Here is a 23,391-nt window from a genome sequence, read left to right as displayed (position 1 = left end):
GAAACTTGCTAAGCGGATATAATACCTTCGAGAATATCACCAACAAAATAGGAAACCATTGCGGCCAAAATGCCTAAAATGAGTGTTTCTAAAATGCCTTTTAGTTTACTAGTTTGAGTAACATAGGTTTTTAAGAATCCAATAAAAATAAAAGCTATAGATGTAAATATACTGGTCCAAACAAATAGGTTTCCTGGAAAAGTGCCTATATAGTCCCAGACATAAATTATTAATGGAATTATGCCAATTGAAATAAATGAAATATAGGTTACAAATCCCATCATAAATGGGGATTTAGTTTCTTCAGACATCTTTAGTTCATCTTTCATCATCACATCGACCCAACGGTCTTTATCTGCTGTAATAGTATCTACAACTTTTTGCAATAAATTTCCTGTAAACCCTTTATTGCGATAAATGTCTTCAACTTCTTTTCTTTCGCTTTCTGGTAGATGATCTACCTCCCAATACTCCACAGCTTTATGCTTATTGTAATTGTCTTTGACAGATTTTGAAGAAAGGTAAGCACCAACTGACATGGCAAATCCATCAGCAAGTAAATTTGCAAATCCTAGAATAATTATAATTTTTTTATCTAAGCCTGCACCAACAGCACCAGATACTACCGCAAATGTTGTAACTGCTCCATCAATGCCTCCATATACAAATTCACCTAAATAGTCTTGGTATTTATGAAACCAATTATTTGTGTTATGAATACTGTTTTCTTCATGTTCTAAAAGTGCATTCATAAGTTTTAAGAGTGAGAGATGAGTAAAGGAACTCTAATTTTATTACTTATTTCTGTTGTAGGAGAACCAATAAAAAAGCGTTCAAAAAAACTTTCTTTTTGTACTATTAAAGCTGTTAAATCGATATGATGAGTTTGAGTGTAGCAACTAACAACATGTTCTGTAGGTATATTGTTTATTGCATGATATTCATAATTAGTTTCTTTCAAAAAATAATTAATATGATTGTTGTCTTTTAGAGCTTCCTTAGAATCCTCATTCTGAGGCTTAATTCTTAAAAGGTGAAGCTTTTTACAATAGCGATTAGTAAACTTTAAAATGTCAGTAAAGGCAGTTCCGCTTAAAGAATCAAATAGGTCTAACGGCAATAAAATATGATTAGGAATTCTATATTCAAAACCTTCAGGAATAACTAGAGTAGGGCAATCGACTTTGCGTATAATATTAATCGTGTTACTACCAAAAACAACCTCTTTGGCTCCAGTAACACCATTTGTACCCATAACAATCAAATCAATAGTTTTAGATGATATTGCTTGGTTTATGGAGTCTATTAACACGTCATGGTCAACAATTATTTCAAAATTAAAATTCTTGTTATTAAACTCGCTTTTAAGTTCTCTTACTAGTTTCGTTAATGCATGCTTTGACTTTTTTATAAGAACATCGTAAATACTTTGATTTCCTGCTAACATTAAGTCGTCACTAATATAGGATGTAGACATTTCAACATGAAGTACAAAGAAATTACAGGTGTCTTCTTTAAATAATTGTAACGCATAGCGCATTGCATTAATTGAATTTTCTGAAAAGTCCGTGAGTAGCAGTATGTTTTTCATAACACTTTTATTTGCTTAAGAAAAGTACTATATCTAGCTGAAAATAAATATGATAATGGTCATACCTTACTAAATTCTTAAAATGAATGTTACCAATTAACCAATAAACAGAAAGGCTTTACCTAATAGATAAAGCCTTTCTGTTTAAGTGTTTTTTGAATTAAACATTCAAATCTGTCTTGCGATCTTGTAAAGACTTAATAAAAGGTTGTTTAGTTAAAATTTGTCCTGTTGCAGCTTTAATGGCATTAGCCAAAGCACCTCCTGCAGGAGGTAAACCCGGTTCACCTAATCCGGTTGGCGACAACTCGTTTTCAACAAAATAGGTTTCAACTATTGGTGTTTCTTTCATTCTAATTAAACGATAGGTATTAAAGTTGACATCTTGCGGCTTACCATTTTTAAAAGAAAAGTCTCCATACATTGCATGGCCAATACCATCAATAACACCACCTTCAATTTGGTTTTTCGCGCCTGTTGGGTTAACAACAATGCCACAATCTACAGCTACAGTAACTTTTTCAACTGATGGTTGTCCATTCTTCATTGTAATATCTACAACTTCTGCAACATGTGTATTATGACTATAATAAGCTGCAAATCCTTGGTAAACTCCATTTTTGCTATTTCCCCAATTACCTTTTTCAACAGCAAGTTTAATAGTATTTGTCATTCGTTCTGCGGAATACTCAATAGTTACATCCTCACCATCTTTTACATTTTTGAGTAAATCTAAACGTAGTTGTACAGGATCGATATTTAATTCTGTTGCTAATTCATCAAAAAAACTTTGTTCAGCAAAGGCGAGGAAGTTGGTGTAAGGTGCTCTCCAAGCTCCAGTAGTAATATTACTTTGATAATTAGCGATATCTACTTGATAGTTCTCAATGGCTCCAGCTGGGAAAAAGTTTGGAATTAGACCATACATATTACTATTAACAGCAGCTTCTTTTAAATGATACCCAGTAATCTTACCATCTTTTAATGCTGCAGCAATTTTGTATTTAATAGCTGGTCTATAAACACCAGTAGTCATATCGTCTTCTCTTGTAGAGATTAATTTTATAGGTTGTTTTATCTTATCTGCAATTTCAGCAGCTTCATATGCAAAATCTCCATATAGACGTCTTCCAAAACCTCCACCCATTCGCGTCATGTCTACATGTACATCTTCAAGATTACGATTTAATAATGATGCTACAACCTTTGCAGCAGCTTCTGGAGTTTGTATTGGTCCAACTAAATGCACTTTTTCATTTGTGATATTTGCGAAAAAATTCATTGGCTCCATGCAGTTGTGAGGTAAGAAAGGAGATTCGTAAACTCGCTCTATAACTTTATCAGCACCAGCAAAAACTTTCTTTACATTACCATCTGATCTCATGGTATTAAACTTTTTACCATTCAATAAATCATTCAATTCCTTATCATGCTGCTCAGTGCTCTCAGTCGAGGATTTATCTTTCCATATAGCTTTTATAGCTTTTTTACCTTTTATAACATCCCAAGTTGTCTTTCCAATGACTACGACTTTATCACTTTCACTTAAGCGTACACTCCAATGTGCAGATCTGTCAAACTCATCTTGATTTAAATAATTCCTCGCTTTTTCTCCAATAGTAATCACATCAATTACTCCAGGTAAAGCTTTAGCTTCGGCAGCATCATATGATTCTAAAATTTGCCCAAATGCAGGAGGTCTCAGTACTGAGGCATATAACATACCATCGACTTTATAATCCAATCCAAATAATGGTTTTCCGGTTATAATATCATCTATATCTACGTTAATAGCATCTTTACCAATAATTTTAAAATCTTTTGGTTCTTTTAGAGCCACATTTTCGGGTACTTCTTGAGTTGCAGCTTCATTTACTACATCTCCATAACCTAAGGTTTCTCCATTAGCGTTTTTTATAATTCCATTGGAAGCTGAACAAGAAGCCGCATCAATTCCCCATTTTACTGCAGCTGCGTTAATTAGCATTTGTTTTGCAGTTGCACCAGTTTGGCGTAATGCATCCCAACCAAAACGAATAGACTGACTTCCACCTGCAACTTGTCTTTGAAAATTTTCAGTATCTAAAGCACCTTGCTCTACACTAACATGATCCCATGGTACATCTAATTCTTCTGCAATAATCATTGGCATAGAGGTTTTTACTCCTTGGCCAATTTCTGGATTAGGAGAAAAAATAGTGACATAACCGTTATTTGCAATTTTGATAAAAGCGTTAAAATCATTGAAGTTCAGTTTTGAAACATCAACAGGAGGAACGGCTGCTTCTTTACAAGAATTAAAAAAGTTGAACCCGATTAAAAGTCCACCACTGGCAAGTGCAGATGTTCTTATAAAATTACGTCTGCTAAAAGTTAGTTTGTTTTGATTTTTCATAATTATTTAGCTTAAGACATTTTTTTAGCAGCCAAAGCCACTGCTTTTTCTATTCGGTTATAACTTGCACATCTACAAAGATTATCATGCATTGCGTTTCTAATATCTTGATTATTAGGATTAGGGTTTTGCTTTAAAAAGGAAGAAGCTGTCATTATTTGACCAGCTTGGCAGTATCCACATTGAGGTACATCGAGTTCTTTCCATGCATCTTGTACAGGATGTAATTTATCCTCAGATAAGCCTTCAATTGTTGTAATTTCAGAATCTTCTAATCGCGAAGCTGGTAAAAGACAACTACGAGTTGCAACACCATCTATATGAACCGTACATGCACCACATTGACCAATACCACAGCCAAATTTAGTACCTACTAAATCGAGTTCATCTCTGAGTACCCAAAGTAGAGGTGTGTCTGAGTCAGCTTTAACGCTAACTTTCTTTCCGTTAATCTTTAAATTATAACTTGCCATATGCCTAATATTTCCTTTAAAGTTAATCTATTTTATTCGAAATTTATTGAATTTAAATAGTCTTGATATTCTTTTTTAGTGTCTATATCCATCAAGTTTGTTTTTTTTAATGGAATAATATCTTCTTTTCTAGTATTCAAAAAGTCTTTAGCTCCTTTGTCTCCTTTTAGTTTTAATAATTGATTAAAGTAAGTTTTAGGAATGATTGTAGGAACTCCAAACGTGTTATCATATGTAGATGCTATTATTTTCGTACCATTATTTTTATAAGTATTAATCATTTCATTAAGATACTTGCCTTTGATTAAAGGTTGGTCTCCTAACAAAATTAAAACAGCATCAAAATTTTGATTGATTATATATTGAATCCCAGATACAATACTAGAACTTAATCCTGATTCATAGTTTGGATTGAAAATAGATTCTATATTATATTTAGAAATGGATGTTCTTACAGCCTCAGCATTTGCACCTAAAATGCAAGATACCTGATTTGCATTAGATTGCAATGCATTTTCAATGGTCACTCCTAAAAGTGTCGTTTTTCCTATAGGCAAAAGTTGTTTTGCAACTCCCATTCGTGATGAGTTGCCTGCTGCTAGTATAAGAATAGCAATATTCATCTATTAATTTTGTTTATGCTAAAGTTATTCAAAATAATGGTCTTTAATTTAAATGATAGTCATATTGCGTATTTTTGCAAAAAAAAAAGAATGTCTATTATAGAAAAATTGCAATGGCGTTATGCGACCAAAAAATTTGATTCTTCTAAAAAACTTTCCGAAGAAAAACTTACAATTCTTAAGGAAGCTTTTAATTTAACAGCTTTGTCTTATGGTTTGCAAACCTTGAAACTCGTAATTGTCGAAGAGAAAAAGATCAGAGAACGTTTGGTAGAATTATCTTATGGTCAGAGACAAGTTGCCGATTCATCACATTTATTAGTGCTTTGTATTCAAACTGAAATTGATAATGAAGATGTAGATGAACATTTTGATACTGTAAAGGAAATAAGAAATACACCTGATTCTATTTTAGATCCATTTAAGGATCAATTAAAATCTACGCTCGATGCTATGCCAGTTGATAAGAAGATAGATTGGGCAACCAAACAAGCTTATATTGCTTTAGGTAATTTGATGACGGTTTGTGCTATAGAAGATATAGACAGTTGCCCAATGGAAGGGTTTTTACCAGTAGAAGTTGATAAGGCTTTAAAGTTAGACACGTATGGTTTAAGTTCTGTTTTAATGCTTCCAGTTGGTTACAGAGCAGAAGATGATATGTTTGCTGATTTTAAAAAAGTACGTAAGCCTTTAGCAGAAACTATTATAGAAATGTAAAAGTTTTCTTCAGCAAAATTCACAAAAGATTATATTTGTTAGAGTAAATTCAACTATTAAAGTTTATGCCAGGATTCGAATTATTTAGTGATTTAGAACGAAAAGAAGTGAGTGATGTTTTAGACAATGGTGTTTTAATGCGCTATGGTTTTGATGGTATGCGCAAAGGACATTGGAAAGCTAAATCGTTAGAGCAAGAATTAGAAAAACAATTACAGGTTAAACATGCGCAATTGGTTTCTAGTGGAACAGCTGCAGTTTCTGTAGCATTAGCTTCAGCTGGTATTGGGTCTGGTGATGAGGTTATTATGCCAACCTTTACGTTTGTTGCAAGTTTTGAAGCGATTATGATGCTAGGAGCAATTCCTATTTTAGTTGATATTGATGATACTTTAACTTTAGACCCTATAAAAGTTAAAGAAGCGATTACGTCTAAAACCAAAGCAATTATGCCTGTGCATATGTGTGGTAGTATGGCCAACTTAGATGAACTACTTGCAATTTGTAAAACACATAATTTAATTTTAATTGAAGACTCATCACAAGCTACAGGAGCTACTTACAAAGGGAAACCATTAGGTAGTATTGGTGATTTAGGATGTTTATCGTTAGATTTTGTTAAAATTATTACTGCAGGAGAAGGTGGAGCTGTATTAACTAATAATGAGCAATTTTACAGACATGCAGATCATTACAGTGATCATGGACATGACCATGTTGGTAAAGATCGTGGTGCAGAATCACATCCTTTTTTAGGTTATAATTTTAGAATTTCAGAATTGCATGCAGCAGTTGGTTTGGCTCAGTTAAGACGCTTAGATGAGTTTGTTGCAATACAGAAAAAAAACTATACGATTATAAGAGAAGCTCTTTCTCAAATCCCTGAAGTTACATTTAGAAGAGTTCCAGAAGGTGGAGTAGAAAGCTACTCGTTTTTAAGCTTCTTTTTACCAGATATAGAGATTTCTAGAAAAGTTTCTATTGCATATAAAAACAAAGGTGTTGATGCTTGTTGGAATTATTATGATAACAGTTGGCATTATATTAGAGAATGGAATCATTTAAAAGAAATGAAATCATTATATCCTATTTCTTCTGAAGTTAAAAAAGGTTTAGAATATCTTCAAACAAAAACCTTTGAGCAATCAGACCATTACATTGCTCGTAATATATCTTGTTTAATAAAATTATCTTGGACTGAAGAAGAAGTTAGAGAGCGAGCAGAGAACATGGTTGGTATTATAAAATCCGTATTATTATAATGATTGTAATATAAAGCGTTACAATCGTCATGATTTTAAGTTGTACATTTTTATATTGTTGTATTGTTCTTGTATAGGCTAAAAATTAGTTTGCGCTTATTTCTATTCATAGTTTTATCAAAAAATACACTATGAAATTAAATTACGCTTTAGCTACACTTCTTTTTTTATTTAATCTTTTGTCGCTAGCATAACAAACACCTATAGATTTTTCAGGTAGCTCTGATAATTTTACAGCATTTAGTAATAGTGGCTTTTCATTTAATGTAAATCCTCAAGATGCTAGTGATGATGTTGGTCAGTTTTTTAATGATGGTTCTGAAGGATGGCAAGGCTTCTATAAAGATTTATCTCAACCTATAGATTTAGACGAGCAACAACTAATTACTTTATCTTTTTATCAATTTGATCCGAATGCACATGCCATAATGATAAAACTAGAGAATGGAACTAATGCAGATGTTGAAGTTGTTCATAACAATTCTGGAGCTGGTTGGGCAAATGATATTGCTTTCGATTTTGCCAATGCTACCATTAGTGGAACAAGTAATACTGTTTTTGCAACAGGTGCATACAGTAGGGTAACTATTTTTATAGATGGAGGAGTAACCACACCTAGAACCTATTTAATAGATAACATTAATGATGGTTCAGAGGCAACAGACCCTAATGAATTAGATGTAATATATACTGATTTAGTTTGGTCAGATGAATTTGATACAAATGGTTCTGTGAATTCTAGTAATTGGTATCATCAAACGCAATTGCCAGCAGGTGGAAGTTGGTTTAATGGAGAACAGCAGCATTATACTAATCGCATAGAAAACTCTTTTGTTGAGAATGGTTTTTTAAATATAGTAGCAATTAAAGAATCTTTTACTGATCAAAATGAAACAAAACAATATACTTCTGCACGATTGAATTCTAAATTTGCTTTTACTTATAGTAGAGTAGATGTAATGGCAAAATTGCCTTTTGGAGATGGTACTTGGCCAGCGATTTGGACTTTAGGAAAAAATGTTAACGAAGATGGCGGTTTTTGGGATAGTCAATACGGAACAGTAGGTTGGCCAGCTTGTGGTGAAATAGATATAATGGAGCATGGCTTGGGTGCTACAAACCATGTTAGTAGTGCGTTGCATACCCCTTGTGCTGGTTGTTCTGGAGCTACAATGAATTTTCAGTCTTACACTTTAAATGATGTAGCTAATGAGTTTCATAAGTATTCTGTAAACTGGTCTCCAAATCAGATTACATTTTTAATTGATGACGTTGGTTTTTATACTTATAATCCTGCTGTTAAGGATAATGGTACTTGGCCCTTTTATGAAGATCAGTATCTATTGTTAAATATTGCAATGGGTGGAGTTGCTGGTACTATAGATCTAAATTTTATTGAGAGCAGTATGGTCATTGATTATGTGAGGGTTTACCAAAATAATAATTTAAGTATAGATGACGAATTTGCTAGTAAGTTTGGTGTTTATCCTAATCCAACTTCAGATATTATTAATATTATATCGGAAGAAAACATCGATAATCTAGAACTATATAATTCGATTGGTCAGTTGGTCCTTCATAAAAAGAAAAATACTAAGCAATTAAATATTGAAGATTTAAACTCTGGAGTTTATATTTTAAAATATACACAGGGAATCTTTCTACAACGAAAAGGGTACTAATAAACTAGTAATTAACGTAATCCGAAATTTCTAAACCGTAACCAATCATTCCAACACGTTTAGTTTGAAGATTATTAGAAATAAGTTTTAGTTTACTAATTTTTAAATCATGTAAGATTTGCGCTCCAATACCAAAATCTTTACTGTCCATTCCTAAGCTAGGCGCTTTTACTAATTTCCCATCAACTTGATTTTCTTTAAGAATAGACAAACGTGTCAACAAGTTCATAGACTGGGATTGTTGGTTGATGAAGATAACTGCACCTTTGCCTTCTTTATTGATGACTTTGAACATATCATCAAGCTTCTTGTCTGCATTATTGGTTAAAGTACCTAAAATGTCATTATTAACTAGTGTTGCATTAACACGAGTTAAGATAGGTTCATCAGATTTCCAAGTCCCTTTTGTTAATGCAATATGTACTTGATTATTTGTGGTTTGTAAATAAGCTCTTAATCTAAACTTACCAAATCGCGTTTCGATCTCAAAATCTTCTTTTCGTTCTATTAACGAATCGTACTCCATACGATAAGCTACTAAATCTTCAATAGATACAATTTTTAAATTGAATTTTTGAGCCACTTCCATAAGTTGTGGTAAACGTGCCATAGTACCATCTTCATTCATAATTTCTACAATCACACCAGCAGGTTCAAAATCAGCTAAACGCGCAAAGTCTATTGCAGCTTCAGTATGTCCTGTACGCCTTAAAACACCACCTTCTTTTGCAACTAATGGAAAAATATGTCCAGGTCTTGCCAATTCGAAAGCCTTTGTGTTCTTATGTACTAATGCTTTAACTGTTTTAGATCTATCACTAGCAGAAATTCCTGTACTAACTCCATTTCCTCTTAAATCTACAGAAACCGTAAAAGCTGTTTCCATAGGGTCCGTATTATTCCTAACCATCATGTTTAACTCCAATTCTTCACAACGGTGTTCCGTAAGAGGAGCACAAATTAAACCACGACCATGAGTAGCCATAAAGTTGATCATCTCTGGCGTTACCATCTCAGCTGCAGCTAAAAAGTCTCCTTCATTCTCACGATTTTCATCATCAACAACGATGATTACTTTGCCTTGACGAATATCTTCGATGGCTTCTTCAATTGTATTTAAACAGGTTGTAGTCTTCACGTTATTAGCTATCATAGCGACATATTTGATTTAACAAAGGTAAGCTTATTTTATATTCTGAAGACAGCTCCTATAGAAGTCTTGACCTATTTTATTTCTGAGGAAGATATATTTTATAGGATAGAGTGGGAGTGTTAGAATAAGAATAATAAGACTATTTCCTTGTGCTTTTTGCTCTATGGTTTTATAAAATTTATAATATACAACAGCATCGACAATCACATAAATTATAAAAAACACAAAAGCAACAATACTAAGACTCAATGACGTTTCAGCAATTTCGGGAAGCTTATTGTTTTTAAATACAAAGAAAAGGATTAACAATATTGTACCAGTGCAAAAGCTAACGAGGTTTGTTTTTGAATAATCTTTATAGTCTTTAAGCAATGCTTTAGCCTTAATTAATTTATCTGAAATATCTAAACCTTCAGATTTTAAACCTTCTAGAGGAATATTTCTATTTAATAGATTATGAAGCGCAATCTCTTTTGGTTTTTTATCTAAATCAAAGTCTCCTTGTTTTTTTATGATACCAACTAATTCTTCAACAGAATATTTTTTATAATAGTTATAAGATTTTGTGTCACTTTCAGAAAGTTGAAACTTACTCTTTGGTGTAAATAAACGCTTTAATGGTACTAATATCGCATCAAATTGAAAGACTCCCTTATCATTAGTTGCTCGCGTAGTTAAATAAATACTTAAAGGCAACATCACAGCTGTAGAAAGCCAAGAACCAATAATTGGACTAAAACTTCCTTTTTCTGCACTGTTTTTAGCAAAAATACCAAAGAAGTGATAAGTTAAGAATAACACAATAGCAATTACCATTGGTAAACCAAGACCACCTTTTCTAATTAAAGCACCAAGGGGAGCACCAACAAAGAATAGAATGATACAAGCAAATGCTAAAACAAATTTATCGTGTAGGGCAATAGTATGCTTATTCAGCCAAATGTTTTTTGTTTCAAATGTTGTTTTGTTGGAATCTATAATCTGTTTAGTACTGTTAGTACTATTAATTGCCAAGTTTACAATTTGAACCTTGTTAGTCGTGTTAAATAAATCTAGGATATTCTTACCAGAATAAAGTGTATCTACTCTAATTGTATCTATATTTTTGTTTAATGCGGAATATGTACTTCGATTATATAATGTTTTAGATAATGACATATAATCGTCATTTCTTTTAGCTTTAAGACTGTCAATGGTATAAACTAATTGTTCTACATCTAGCATGTTATAACGACCAGTATGATTCTTGTCCTCTAAGTCGTCAGAATTCAAGATTTCTAAATCTACATTAATAATATAACTATCAAAATAACTTTTGACATGTGGTTTGTTTTTATTCTTACGATTGTCTTTATTAAGGATTTCTTCGTAATAGTTTCCGTTTATTAATTCGAGCTGAAGAATATTAGAACTAGGGCTACTTTTTAATTCACCTTTTTCTGAAGAAATAACTTTATAGTTGCCTACGCGCGTTGTAGTTTTTTGATGAATAATAACTCCTTCTAAAAATTGACCTCTGTCACCAGATTTCTTATCTACTTTAATATTAATATTCCCTATCTCGTTAAATTGTCCTTCTGCAATAGCTAATGCAGGTTTTACTTTGGCAATATTTCGTCTTAAATTATAGAAATTGTATTCTCCCCAAGGAATCACATTATTTGCAAAAAAGAAACAACCAATACCAAGCGCAATAATAAAAACACTTAAACTTCTCATGGCACGCTGTAATGAGATACCTGTAGATTTCATTGCAGCGAATTCATAATTTTCGGCAAAGTTGCCAAATACCATGATAGAGGACAAAAGAATCGTTAATGGTACAACCAAAGGAATAAGCTTTGGCATGTAGTACATAATGAATTTTGCGGTTACTGAAACATCTAAGTCTTTACCAGCAAGTTCAGCAATGTATAGCCAAACTCCTTGGAGGACAAAGATGAACATGAATATAATAAAGACGCTAAAAAACGTCCTTAAGAATGTGATAAGTATGTACCTATCTAATATTTTCATGTGCCTATTCTTATTGATTCGGAATGGTCACATAGAATATCTATATAAGTATTACTCTTTTTGAGTAAATAAAATTGATATTTCATTAAACCTTAATCGATTTTATTGATAAAGTAATCACTGTATTTACTTTCGTCAAATGTAAATAAGGTTTTTGAAATAGGCTCATCTGTTTTAAAAGAATTAACGGTTAATGTGGTTTTTGTTCCGTTTTTGCCAACTTCAATTAAGTTATAGATATGTTTTGTAGTAGCATCTATACCTAATAAGACATGCTTTATTTCAGAATTTGTATCAATAGGACTTAATTTTACATATTGAATTTTTCTTCCTTTTACATTTTGAACAATATCCATTTTATAAGTATAACCATCTTCGTAGAAAGACAACATTTTACTTGGTGTAATTGTACTTTCATCCTCTGTGTTATCTGAAGAAACTGTAACTTCTTCATCTTCTGGACTAATTGTATAAAGTGTTTTTCCATCAAAAATACGAGTAACACCTAAAATATTAAGCTTGTATCTTTCTCCTTGCATAACCACGTCACCACGTGTTTCTTGATTAATATTTTCGCTAGCATTGTTTAGTTCGTATTTAAAATCTAAACTAATGTTTTTATATGCTTTAATTTTTTTGCTTACCTCAGTAAGTAATGTTTCAGCTTTTGCGTCGCTTTGGGCAAATCCTGTAAGTCCTAGTGCAAAAAATGCTATTACAATTAATTTTTTCATCTTTATGTAGTATAATCTTTTTTATTGTTTTTCGTTTTCTAATAATTGATCTAAGGCTAATAAATCTGGTACTAATACTTGCCTAGCTTTACTGCCTTCAAAACCGCCAACGATTCCGGCAGCTTCTAACTGATCAATAATTCTACCAGCTCTGTTATAACCTAATTTTAATTTTCGTTGTAATAAAGAAGCTGATCCTTGTTGAGCTATAACAATAAGTTCTGCGGCATCTCTAAACAACTTATCTCTGTCTGAAATATCTATATCAAGATTTGTGCCACCTTCTTCACCAACATACTCTGGCAATAAGTGTGCATCTGGATACGCTTTTTGAGAACCAATAAATTCAGTTAATTTTTCAACCTCAGGAGTATCTACAAAGGCACATTGAATACGGATTAATTCATTGCCTTGCGTGTACAACATATCTCCACGGCCAATTAATTGATCTGCACCAGAGCCATCTAAAATGGTACGCGAATCTATTTTACTTGTTACTCTAAATGCAATACGAGCAGGAAAATTCGCTTTAATAATACCAGTAATAACATTAACAGAAGGACGTTGTGTTGCAATAATTAAATGAATTCCGATAGCACGAGCCAATTGAGCTAATCTAGCTATAGGTGTTTCTACTTCTTTACCAGCTGTCATTATTAAATCGGCAAACTCATCAACCACTAATACGATATAAGGTAAAAATGCGTGACCATCATTAGGGTTTAACTTTCGGGCTTTAAACTTAGTGTTATACTCTGCAATGTTTCTACAAAAAGCATTTTTAAGCATTTCGTAACGGTTATCCATTTCAATACAAAGTGAATTCAATGTGTTTATAACTTTAGTGTTATCTGTAATAATAGCATCTTCACTATCTGGAAGCTTTGCTAAATAGTGACGCTCAATTTTATTGAAAAGCGTCAATTCTACTTTTTTAGGATCAACCAAAACAAACTTAACTTCAGCAGGATGCTTCTTATATAATAAGGACGTCAAAACTGCATTTAATCCAACCGATTTACCTTGACCTGTTGCACCAGCCATAAGCATATGTGGCATTTTAGCTAGATCTACAACAAAGGTTTCGTTGCTAATTGTCTTACCAAAAGCAATTGGTAATTGCATTTCTGATTTTTGAAATTTCTGAGATGCAATGACCGAACGCATAGATACTATGGTAGAGTTCTTATTAGGTACCTCAATACCAATAGTTCCTTTCCCAGGAATTGGTGCAATAATTCTAATCCCAAGAGCAGCTAAAGATAAAGCGATATCATCCTCTAGATTTTTTATTTTTGAAATTCTTATACCAGCCTCTGGTACGATTTCATATAATGTAACTGTTGGGCCAATAGTAGCTTTTATACTACTAATCCCAATTTTATAATTACTTAACGTTTCAACAATTTTGTTCTTATTCTCTTCAAGTTCTTCCTGATCTATAGAGATTCCTTCATTATCGTATTTTTTTAATAAATCTAATGGAGGAAATTGATATTTACCTAACTCTAAAGTAGGATCAAATTGTCCAAAATCTTCAACCAGTTTGTCAGCAAGGTTATCTGTTTCAGACTTTTCTTCTTCAACAGTTTCGACTTTTAATTCAGGTACCTCAATTGTTTCTTCCTTTGGCTTTTCTGTTACCTCCATTTTAAGCTTTTCAACTTTTGTTTCTGGCTTAGAATGGTTACTAATTGTTGGTTCAGGTTTATCTAAAGGAATTTCGAAAGCAGATTTAATCGCTTCAGCTTCTTCTGTTAAGCTATTGTCAATAATTACGGTTGATTCTGAAGTTTCACGTTCTGACTGTAAGTCTTCTTTAATATCACGTTTGGCTCTATTAAAAAGATTTACAAAAGTATCTCCAGTCACTTTAAATCGAATAGCTAAATAAGCGATAAGCCCAAAGAGTAGGAGTAGTGCTGTACCAACTTTACCAATATAATCTTGAAAGAAATGATTCATTTCATAGCCAATGGTTCCGCCGAGAAGGTCATATTTATGTGTAAAGAATCCGAATAAAATCGATAACCATATCACAATTAATGTCCCCCAAATCCAATGCTTTCTGAGTTTGACTTTCTTTAAATTTAAAGTCACATAAACGCCAGAAAGAAACAATAAGCCAGAAAAAATAAATGAAGGAATCCCAAAACCTTTGGTGATAAATAGCTCACTTACCCAAGCACCTAACTGGCTTGCCCAATTTTTGTATTCCTCTGAGCGTTCAGGGAAGTTGCTAAGCACACTTTGATCTTCTTTACCTGTAAATACAAAAGATAAAAATGAGATAAAAAGAAGCACACCGAGTATAATAAGCAAACTACCAAAGACAAGTTTTTGCTGATTAGATAGTTTAAAAGACGGCTTTTTTAATTTCGTCTTCGCCTTTGTTTTAGTCTTCGGTTTCGCTTTAGTTGTGGTTTTCTTTTTAGTTGTTTTTTTTGCCATTTTATGCCGAATTTATTTCGGTAACTAATTCCGACGTATCGAAAATTTATTTTTTATTTATAACCTCTTGCTTTTTTAGAAATGCCGTTCACATAGTTTTTAATAATCATTACTTTTTCTGCTTGCTCAAAACCATTAAAACCATTAATGTCGTCATTAATAATTCGCGTATTGTAAAACTCTAAATATTTGCTTGCTAAAGGCAAGTAGGACCAATGCCATTTTTCTAAATTATAGCCTGTCCTATCTTTATTTTTCTCAGTGTAAACCTGATAAAATCCAAAGTCATTAGCATGGGTTGTTAACCACTGATATTCATTAAGTCCTTTTCCGCTGTTAAAATACGAATTATTTAGACTATTTAAGTCTATATCTGTTCCCCAATGATGTCTTGAAGAACTTGGCATAGAACTGTATTCTAAAATTTTTAAAGTACGTTCTAGAGGTTTAAGGTTTTGATAGGTTTTCCATTTACGCTCCCAAATTGCTTTTTGTTCTTCAAAATTACGAGTTCCTGATATTATTTTTAATTCAATTCCGACTTTGCTTGCTGAATCTAACATTTCTAAAAAAGCTGTGTATACTTCATTTTGAAGGTGAACTGACTTTGTAGAATGTTTAGAGCTTACTTTTACAAACGTTGAGTCTTTCCTATAGTCAAACTTTCCTAGAATAAAATTTTTAGTAATGTAGGGTTGCACTTCTTCAACTATTTGAATAGTGTCTAAAGGTGTTTCAATGATTTCAGTAGAAACTATTCGTTTATCACTAGTATTATAACTAAAGATGAAAAGCACAAAAGAAAATGTTGCAAGGATATGTTTCATTTTTGTGCTTAAAAGTGTTGTGAATTATAATTAGGTGAAAATATTACTATGTAACGTTTATTCTATTGACTTTCGTATTATAGTATCTTAGGAAGATAAATAATACCAGCAATAATTACTGCGACTACAGATGCTATAAAAACAGCTCCAGCAGCAATATCTTTTATTAATCCTATTTTCTTATGATATTCCGGATGAATAAAGTCTGCAATATATTCAATGGCAGTATTCATACCTTCAATACTTATTACCAAACCAATCATGCCTATTTGAATCATCCATTCGGTTTTAGAAATTTCAAAATAAAAACCTGCGATAGTTACAACTATAGCAATGAAGATCTGTATTTTAATACTAGCTTCTGTTTTTACAAGAATAAGCATGCCTTTAAAAGCATAGCCTACACTTTTAAGTCTATTGATAATAAATGATTCCTTTTTTTGCATAAAAGATTATGCTAAACTTGCTAAAGCACTTTCGTAATTTGGTTCATCAGCAATCTCAGAAACCTGCTCTGTATGCAAAACCGTTCCGTCAGTATCGATAACTATTACACAACGTGATAGTAGTGTTTCAAAAGCTCCTGTTGTAAATGTTAATCCAAAATCGTTGCCAAACTTTCCTGTTTTATAATCAGAAAAACTTTCTACATTATCAATCCCTTCTGCACCGCAAAAACGTGCCATTGCAAATGGTAAATCTTTAGAAATACACAATACTTTAGTGTTTTCTATTTGACTCGCTTTTTCGTTAAATGTTCTTATCGATTGCGCACAAGTGCCAGTATCTACACTAGGAAATATATTTAAGATCAATCTATAGCCATTAAAATCTCTATTAGATTTATCTGCTAAATCACTTCCTGTGAGTTTAAAACTGGGTGCTTTACTGCCAACTGCTGGTAAATTTCCTGTTGTTTCTACTGGAGTTCCTCCTAAAGTTACATTTGCCATTTTCTATGTTTTTTGTAAGTGTTAAAAATAAAAATATTTGAGCTTATATGTATTAAATAAAATATAATATTTAACAATTAAAAATATTGACTTACTTAACCTTATTCAAATTTAAGTATTTGTTTTTCAGTGTGTTGACGTGTTTGTGTGTTGTCTTGAAAAATAGGCTGCAACATTTTAACGAAGTTATTTGTCGTTTGGATAATATATTAAGCTCAATTGGTTTAATATTTTACCTTCGATGTCTAACTAATTTTATCAACCCGACAGATATCCCACACTGTCTTTATTTTTAACAATATGAAATTCAGATTAAATAAGTCGAAAGTTCTACGTAATTTATTAATTGTAGTTGGTCTACTATTAATAGGAAATCTTTTAGCAGTTTACTTGCGTTTTAATACTGGTGGAATGGATAACAAGGTTCCAAGGCTGCTTATAAAACTGTTGGATTTTAATTTAGAAGCGAATTTACCAACGTATTTTTCTTCTTTAGTATTACTGTTTAATGGGTTTATACTAGCATTAATAGGAAAGAGTCACAAAACACTTGGAGAAAAATTTTGGCACTGGTTTGGATTAGCATTTATTTTTGTCTTTTTAGCTTTAGACGAAATGATTCAAATACATGAACAACTAAGAGCTCCAATGGAAGCACTCTTTAATACGTCTGGCATCTTATATTTTGCATGGTTTATTCCTTATATAGCCATTATGCTAATTATAGTTATCGCTTATTTTAAATTTATGATGCGTTTACCTAAGTCGATTTTAAAACTATTTATTTTGGCTGGTGTATTATTTGTTTCTGGAGCTGTAGTAATGGAAGCGATAAGCGGAATGCATGCTGAAAAGCATGGAGAGGAAACTATGACTTATGCTATGATGTATAGCTTTGAAGAACTATTAGAAATGTCTGGCGCTATTATTTTTATGTATGCATTGATCTCATATATAGAATTAAAGTTTAAAAAAGTTAACATACTTTTAGAAGCAAAAGAATAATAGATGCTAGTATTTAACGGACAAGCTTTTATACAAGCCATAATCTTAGCGGTTTGTTTATGTATTTTATATCTCATAACAGAAACTTTTGATATAGGTAAAACTATTGATGGAGATTATAGGTGCAATTATTCAATTACAAGCTGCAGCACTCATTACAATGTTTACGGATATTAAAGGCTTAAAAGGGAGATTGTTTTTTTTTGCCAACATGGATTGTAACTATAGTAGCTAGCTTATTCTTTTTAACTTATGTGTTTGATTCAGACCTTGCAGAGAAGTTAGGTCTTGTTGTGTACTCTACAACATTACTCATGGTATTTGCTATTTTTATTATAACACCAAGCAACTCAAAAAAAATTGGAAAGCCAAGAAAGAATTGATGCAATCTTTTAAAGTAGGTGTAGAAAATGAAACTTTATTTGATGGTGAGTTTTGGAAAGTAGCATCGCATCTTTATTACAAACCAACAAGCTTGTTTTTACACGCTAGTCAGTTGTGGAAAATAATCTACAGAAATTCTGTTGATGCTAATGAATTTTTAGAATATTATAAAACCTTTATAGGTGCTATTGATGTAGAAAAAATAGACCATAGAAGTCAAGTCATAAGGTATGGAACATTGATTTTAATAATGCATTACAAGGGGCAAAATCTTTTAAGGAATACTCACATCCAACTATGGCATTAGCACGTCTAGGAAATTTAATTGATTTAATGAATAAGAAGTATAATTGACTATCGCAACTCAGCACCAAGTTTAGATTCAAAATTTGCCTGTAGCTTAGACATTATTTTGTCAATCTGCTTATCTGTCAACGTTTTATTTTCATCTTGAAGCGTAAAACTCACAGCATAACTCTTTTTGCCAGCTGGTAGTTTTTTGCCTTCATAAACATCAAACAGATTTACATTTTTAAGCAACTGCTTTTCTGTTTGTTTAGCAATCGTATGTATCTCTTCAAAAGAAACACTGTTGTCTAATAACAAAGCAAAATCACGTCGTACTTCAGGATATTTAGGAATCGCATTAAACTTAATCTTGTTATGTAGCGCCATGTCTAAAACATTATCCCAATTAAAATCTGCAAATAAGACGTTCTGAGAAATTCCGAAGTGTTTTAATACTGATTTTTTAACCAATCCAAAATTGACTAAGGTTTTCTTTCCAATCGTTAAACTCATACCTTCACTAAGAATGTCTGATTTAGTCGGAGCTGGTTTTAAACGATTTAATCCTAAACGTTGTAAGATGGTTTCAATAGTTCCTTTTAAATAGAAGAAATCACCAGGTGCTGTAATAGCATTCCAACGTTCTTCTGTTTTGTGTCCTGTTACAAATACAGATAAGTGTTTGTGTTCTTCTCTGTTATCTGAATATTGATGATAAGTCTTGCCAAATTCAAATAACTTTAAATCTCCACGTTTCCTGTTGATATTATGTGATACTGCTTCTAAGCCAGAAAACAACAACGATTGACGCATTACTTCTAAATCGTTGCTCAACGGATTTAGCATATGTACGCTATGGTCTGCGTTTAAGTCTTCACTTAGCTCTACATACTTTGGAGATGTCAACGAATTTGCCATAATCTCATAAAAACCCTGAGAAGCCAATTGATTTCCAATTATATTCTGAATTTTATAATCTTCAAAACGAGACGAATTAGAAATAGAGGCATTCAACTTTTCAGTTGTACCAATATTGTTATAACCGTAAACGCGAAGTATTTCTTCTATAATATCAGCTTCGCGTGTAACATCGTTTCTGTAGGCTGGCACAGTTAACCCTAAACCAGCTTCAGTAACATTGTTTACTTTAATATCTAAAGACGTCAAAATACTTTTAATAGTTTCTCTCGGAATCTCTTCTCCAATTAACTTCTTAGCATTTTCAAAACTTAGACGGACTTCAAAGTCTTTGATTTTATTTTGGTAAGCATCAGAAATATCACTTGTTATTTCTCCACCTGCAATTTCAATAATTAAAAGTGCTGCACGTTTAAGTGCATATTCTGTTATGTTAGGATCGATACCTCTTTCAAATCTAAAAGATGCATCAGTGTTTAAAGCATGACGTTTTGCTGTTTTACGAACACTAACAGGATCAAAATATGCGCTCTCTAAGAAAATAGCTGTAGTGCTTTCTGAAACACCAGAATCAATGCCTCCAAAAACACCAGCAATACACATTGGCTTTTCTTCATCACAAATCATTAAATCATCTTCGTGTAAATCTCTAACAACACCATCTAATGTGGTAAATTTTGTACCAGCTTTACAGGTTTTAACTTCAATCTTATTACCAGAAATTTTACTAGCATCAAAGGCGTGAAGCGGTTGCCCTAACTCATGCAACACATAGTTAGTTGCATCTACAATATTATTAATAGGTGATAAGCCAATTGATTTTAATCGATGTTGTAACCAACTTGGTGACGTTTCAACTTTTAAACCAGAGATTGTAACACCACAATAACGTGGAGCTTTTTCCTTGTCTTGTACATCTACATCTATCTTAAGCGATCTGGCATCCATGTGATACGAACTCACAGAAGGTGTAATTAACTCTAAAGACACTTCGTGCTGTAATAATCCCGCTTTTAAATCTCGTGCTACACCATAATGACTCATAGCATCTGCTCGGTTTGGTGTTAAACCAATTTCAAAAACCTGATCGTTTTTGATATCAAAAACCTCTGTAGCTGGAGTGCCAACTTTTAGTTTAGCATCTAAAACCATAATACCATCGTGAGATTTGCCAAGACCTAATTCGTCTTCAGCGCAAATCATACCATAACTTTCCTCTCCACGAATCTTTCCTTTTTTAATTTTCCAAGCCTCGCCTTCAGCAGAATATAGTGTTGTTCCTATAGTTGCAACAGGTACTTTTTGTCCTGCAGCTACATTTGGTGCTCCACAAACAATTTGTACAGGTGTGTCAGCTCCAATATTTACAGTTGTAACCTTTAAGCGATCTGCGTTTGGATGTTGCTCGCAAGTTAAAACCTCTCCTACAACAATACCTTCTAATCCGCCTTTTACAGATTCGTAAGGTTCAATACCTTCTATTTCTAGGCCAAGATCAGTTAATAAATTTCCTGTTTTCTCAGCGTCCCAATCTACTTTTATAAACTGCTTTAACCAGTTGTATGAAATCTTCATAGTCTCTTTTAATCAAGCCACAAAGATAATAATAGTTAACTCCTAATGAAATGAGGAATGATAATTTTTAATATTGATATCAACACTGTAATTTTTTGAATTTTGAAACGACAAATATTTTCAGTTCGAGTTTTCTAAAGGGAAAGTTTCGAGAACCAATTTGTGAAATTCTATTCTCGATACTATTTTTCGCTTTTAATGACGAAAAACCACTCGAATTGACGAATTTTGATAAAATTTAAGTCTAAATAATTATGCGATATTTAATAGCTTGCCTTATAACTTTAGCAATGTTGTCTTGTAAAAACGAAACCAAAGCTGAGGAGCTAAAAGAAAAAGTACTTAAAAACGGAACTTACAGAGCAATTTTAGAAGTGCAAGGCAATGAAGAATTGCCTTTTGTTTTCGAAGTCAAATCGCCTACAGAACTCAATATTTTTAATGCTGAGGAAATTATTGAAGTTGATGAAGTAGAGTATAGAAACGATTCTATTTTTATTTCTACACCAGTATTTGAAGGTTACATAGCTGCTACATTTGAAGGTGATAATTTAAAAGGGAGTTTTATAAAAGAAAGCTTGAATCGTGTTGTTCCATTTACGGCTGAATATAAGAATGATAACCGTTTTGATGTAGAATCGAAGCCAACACAAAATGTAACAGGAATATGGGAAACCGTTTTCAGTAAAGATATTGAAGGTGACGAATATATTGCCAAAGGCATTTTTAAACAAGTAGGAGAGAAGGTCACAGGTACTTTTAGAACCACAACTGGCGATTATCGTTATTTGGAAGGCGTAATGGATGGCAACACCATGAAATTATCCACCTTTGATGGTGCACATGCTTTTCTATTCACAGCAAAAGTTACCGACTCTACTTTAGAAGGGCAGTTTTATTCAGGTAATCACTGGAAAGAACCCTTTGTAGCTAAACGTAATGAAACTTACGAATTACCAAGTGCTAACGATCTAACCTTTTTAAAAGAAGGTTATGACAGTATAGACTTTGTTTTCCCTAATACGTCTGATGAGTTGATGTCTATAAAAGATGACCGTTTTAAAGACAAGGTGGTTATTGTACAAATTATGGGTACTTGGTGTCCTAATTGTTTGGATGAGAGTAAATATTATGCTGAATTCTATAAGAGCAATAAAGACAAGGGAGTAGAAATTGTAGCTCTTGCTTTTGAGTACGCAAAGACCAAAGAAATTGCGTTTAGTCGTATTAATCGTTTGCAATCTAAAATTGGTATTGATTACCCGATACTGTTAGCACAATATGGAACGTCTGATAAAGCTAAAGCACAAGAAAAATTACCAATGTTGAATCATGTATTGTCTTACCCAACATCTATCTTTATTGATAAGAAAGGGGAAGTTCGGAAGATTCATACTGGTTTTAATGGATCAGCAACTGGCGAGAAGTATGTTGAGTTTAAGGCTGAGTTTGAAGGGTTTGTTGGTGCTTTGTTAGCTGAGTAAGCTTGCAACTAATTTAGTATCCATGAAAAAGCAATAAATAGATTGTCTTAATTGTTTTTTGGCCTCTTAAAATCAACATTTCTTGATTCTAGATTATGATTATCTTCAAGCTTTGTTAGAAAATCTGAACTGTTTATTGCTTGAAAATTTACTAGCTAACTTCTTAAAAAAAAGACAAGTTTTCTTTTACGACATGTATTAAAAATGAATTATCGTAAACTATGGTTATTTAAACTTTCATATTATTCAGATAGTTTATTAACTACTGCTTCTGCTAAAAACAACTTATAAAACTCTACCATGTTTTTATCAAATTCAAGCATCTTTAATGCACCAACTTTTGAGTCATCAATGACTAAAATAATCTTTTCGCCACTAATAGTAATATCTTTCCCATTGCGTTCTACTTTTTGGTCTTTAAATTTATTGGTAAATGTTTCCGCCATGAAGTCTACATATAAATTAAATTCTTTATCGGTTTGTTTTTCTGTTTGAATAAAATTAAATGTAAATGAATTGTGGTAATTCACATTAGCATATATTATGTTTTCATGTTGAAATGCCGAAGCTATACTTTTATAATCCATAGCATTAAAAGTTGTTGTAAATGCCTCGTTATTAAATGCCTGCTTTGTTTGTTTTATTAAAGATTCTTTGCCTACTAATTCTAAAAAATCTTTAGGCATATTATCCATTAATTCATTCCAGTTCTGTGCTTTTATTTGTTGGAAATAGTTATTAAAAAAAGCTTGTGTTTTTTCAATTAGCTCTGTATTAGCTTCAATAGGTTTTATGTCTTGAGAAAGCGCAACTATTGAAACGCTAAAAAATAATATTGTAATAATTTTTTTCATAAT

General features: G+C 32.3%; 20 protein-coding genes. 6 read left to right on the top strand and 14 right to left on the bottom strand.

Going from position 1 to position 23,391, the window contains the following annotated elements; all coding sequences use genetic code 11:
* Positions 1 to 8: 8 nt before the first annotated feature.
* The 5 genes from QZZ53_RS03435 to QZZ53_RS03415 form a co-directional block, all read right to left on the bottom strand.
* Entirely contained in the window at positions 9 to 752 is a 744-nt protein-coding gene (locus tag QZZ53_RS03435) for a VIT1/CCC1 transporter family protein (protein WP_296381505.1), read from the bottom strand.
* A 5-nt stretch (positions 753 to 757) separates the two neighbouring features.
* Positions 758 to 1,591, bottom strand: coding sequence for a universal stress protein (locus QZZ53_RS03430; protein WP_296381503.1), 834 nt, complete (start codon positions 1,589 to 1,591; stop codon positions 758 to 760).
* 160 nt (positions 1,592 to 1,751) lie between these two features.
* Entirely contained in the window at positions 1,752 to 3,986 is a 2,235-nt protein-coding gene (locus tag QZZ53_RS03425) for a molybdopterin cofactor-binding domain-containing protein (RefSeq protein ID WP_296381500.1), read from the bottom strand.
* Positions 3,987 to 3,997: 11 nt separating this feature from the next.
* Positions 3,998 to 4,459 (bottom strand): (2Fe-2S)-binding protein, encoded by a 462-nt coding sequence (locus QZZ53_RS03420; RefSeq protein ID WP_296381497.1) that lies wholly within the window; start codon positions 4,457 to 4,459, stop codon positions 3,998 to 4,000.
* 32 nt (positions 4,460 to 4,491) lie between these two features.
* Complete coding sequence (locus tag QZZ53_RS03415; RefSeq protein ID WP_296381494.1) at positions 4,492 to 5,082, bottom strand: nucleotidyltransferase family protein; 591 nt, start codon at positions 5,080 to 5,082, stop codon at positions 4,492 to 4,494.
* A gap of 90 nt (positions 5,083 to 5,172) precedes the next feature.
* Here QZZ53_RS03415 and QZZ53_RS03410 point away from each other — a divergent pair, with 90 nt between their 5' ends.
* From QZZ53_RS03410 to QZZ53_RS03400, 3 genes are all read left to right on the top strand, one after another.
* Positions 5,173 to 5,802 carry an NAD(P)H-dependent oxidoreductase gene (locus QZZ53_RS03410; protein WP_296381492.1) on the top strand — a complete coding sequence of 210 codons (630 nt, stop codon included), beginning with the start codon at positions 5,173 to 5,175 and terminating at the stop codon, positions 5,800 to 5,802.
* 65 nt (positions 5,803 to 5,867) lie between these two features.
* Positions 5,868 to 7,064: a DegT/DnrJ/EryC1/StrS family aminotransferase gene (locus QZZ53_RS03405; RefSeq protein ID WP_296381489.1), complete on the top strand. Its 1,197-nt coding sequence runs from the start codon at positions 5,868 to 5,870 to the stop codon at positions 7,062 to 7,064.
* A gap of 428 nt (positions 7,065 to 7,492) precedes the next feature.
* Positions 7,493 to 8,746: a family 16 glycosylhydrolase gene (locus tag QZZ53_RS03400; RefSeq protein WP_296381487.1), complete on the top strand. Its 1,254-nt coding sequence runs from the start codon at positions 7,493 to 7,495 to the stop codon at positions 8,744 to 8,746.
* A gap of 4 nt (positions 8,747 to 8,750) precedes the next feature.
* Here QZZ53_RS03400 and ribB read toward each other — a convergent pair whose 3' ends face one another.
* The 7 genes from ribB to tpx all read right to left on the bottom strand — a co-directional run bounded on the left by ribB (position 8,751) and on the right by tpx (position 16,880).
* The gene (gene ribB / locus QZZ53_RS03395) at positions 8,751 to 9,899 is read right to left on the bottom strand and encodes a 3,4-dihydroxy-2-butanone-4-phosphate synthase (protein ID WP_296381485.1); all 1,149 of its coding nucleotides are present in this window, start codon (positions 9,897 to 9,899) and stop codon (positions 8,751 to 8,753) included.
* 30 nt (positions 9,900 to 9,929) lie between these two features.
* Positions 9,930 to 11,915 carry an LptF/LptG family permease gene (locus QZZ53_RS03390; RefSeq protein WP_296381483.1) on the bottom strand — a complete coding sequence of 662 codons (1,986 nt, stop codon included), beginning with the start codon at positions 11,913 to 11,915 and terminating at the stop codon, positions 9,930 to 9,932.
* Between the two features lie 92 nt (positions 11,916 to 12,007).
* Complete coding sequence (locus QZZ53_RS03385) at positions 12,008 to 12,649, bottom strand: outer membrane lipoprotein carrier protein LolA (RefSeq protein ID WP_296381481.1); 642 nt, start codon at positions 12,647 to 12,649, stop codon at positions 12,008 to 12,010.
* A gap of 21 nt (positions 12,650 to 12,670) precedes the next feature.
* Entirely contained in the window at positions 12,671 to 15,100 is a 2,430-nt protein-coding gene (locus tag QZZ53_RS03380) for a DNA translocase FtsK (protein WP_296381478.1), read from the bottom strand.
* 53 nt (positions 15,101 to 15,153) lie between these two features.
* Positions 15,154 to 15,927, bottom strand: a complete 774-nt coding sequence (locus QZZ53_RS03375; protein WP_296381476.1) for a M15 family metallopeptidase — start codon at positions 15,925 to 15,927, stop codon at positions 15,154 to 15,156.
* Between the two features lie 77 nt (positions 15,928 to 16,004).
* Entirely contained in the window at positions 16,005 to 16,373 is a 369-nt protein-coding gene (locus QZZ53_RS03370; RefSeq protein WP_296381474.1) for a diacylglycerol kinase family protein, read from the bottom strand.
* Between the two features lie 6 nt (positions 16,374 to 16,379).
* A complete protein-coding gene (gene tpx / locus QZZ53_RS03365) occupies positions 16,380 to 16,880 on the bottom strand; it encodes a thiol peroxidase (RefSeq protein WP_296381472.1) in 501 nt (166 codons plus the stop codon).
* A 300-nt stretch (positions 16,881 to 17,180) separates the two neighbouring features.
* Here tpx and QZZ53_RS03360 point away from each other — a divergent pair, with 300 nt between their 5' ends.
* Entirely contained in the window at positions 17,181 to 17,885 is a 705-nt protein-coding gene (locus tag QZZ53_RS03360) for a hypothetical protein (protein ID WP_296381470.1), read from the top strand.
* A 382-nt stretch (positions 17,886 to 18,267) separates the two neighbouring features.
* The gene (locus QZZ53_RS03355; protein ID WP_296381468.1) at positions 18,268 to 18,576 is read left to right on the top strand and encodes a hypothetical protein; all 309 of its coding nucleotides are present in this window, start codon (positions 18,268 to 18,270) and stop codon (positions 18,574 to 18,576) included.
* A 47-nt stretch (positions 18,577 to 18,623) separates the two neighbouring features.
* Here the strand turns inward: QZZ53_RS03355 and pheT are convergent, their stop codons facing one another.
* Positions 18,624 to 21,050 carry a phenylalanine--tRNA ligase subunit beta gene (gene pheT, locus QZZ53_RS03350; RefSeq protein WP_296381466.1) on the bottom strand — a complete coding sequence of 809 codons (2,427 nt, stop codon included), beginning with the start codon at positions 21,048 to 21,050 and terminating at the stop codon, positions 18,624 to 18,626.
* Between the two features lie 254 nt (positions 21,051 to 21,304).
* On the opposite strand from pheT, the gene QZZ53_RS03345 reads away from it, so the two are divergent.
* Positions 21,305 to 22,534 (top strand): TlpA disulfide reductase family protein, encoded by a 1,230-nt coding sequence (locus QZZ53_RS03345; RefSeq protein ID WP_296381464.1) that lies wholly within the window; start codon positions 21,305 to 21,307, stop codon positions 22,532 to 22,534.
* A gap of 242 nt (positions 22,535 to 22,776) precedes the next feature.
* Here the strand turns inward: QZZ53_RS03345 and QZZ53_RS03340 are convergent, their stop codons facing one another.
* Positions 22,777 to 23,388 (bottom strand): hypothetical protein, encoded by a 612-nt coding sequence (locus QZZ53_RS03340; RefSeq protein ID WP_296381462.1) that lies wholly within the window; start codon positions 23,386 to 23,388, stop codon positions 22,777 to 22,779.
* Positions 23,389 to 23,391 lie beyond the last annotated feature (3 nt).

This window comes from Winogradskyella sp. (assembly GCF_016744625.1).
Taxonomy (GTDB): Bacteria; Bacteroidota; Bacteroidia; order Flavobacteriales; family Flavobacteriaceae; genus Winogradskyella.
Note: the sequence above shows the minus strand (reverse complement) of the source record. Positions and strands in the feature narration are given on the sequence as shown.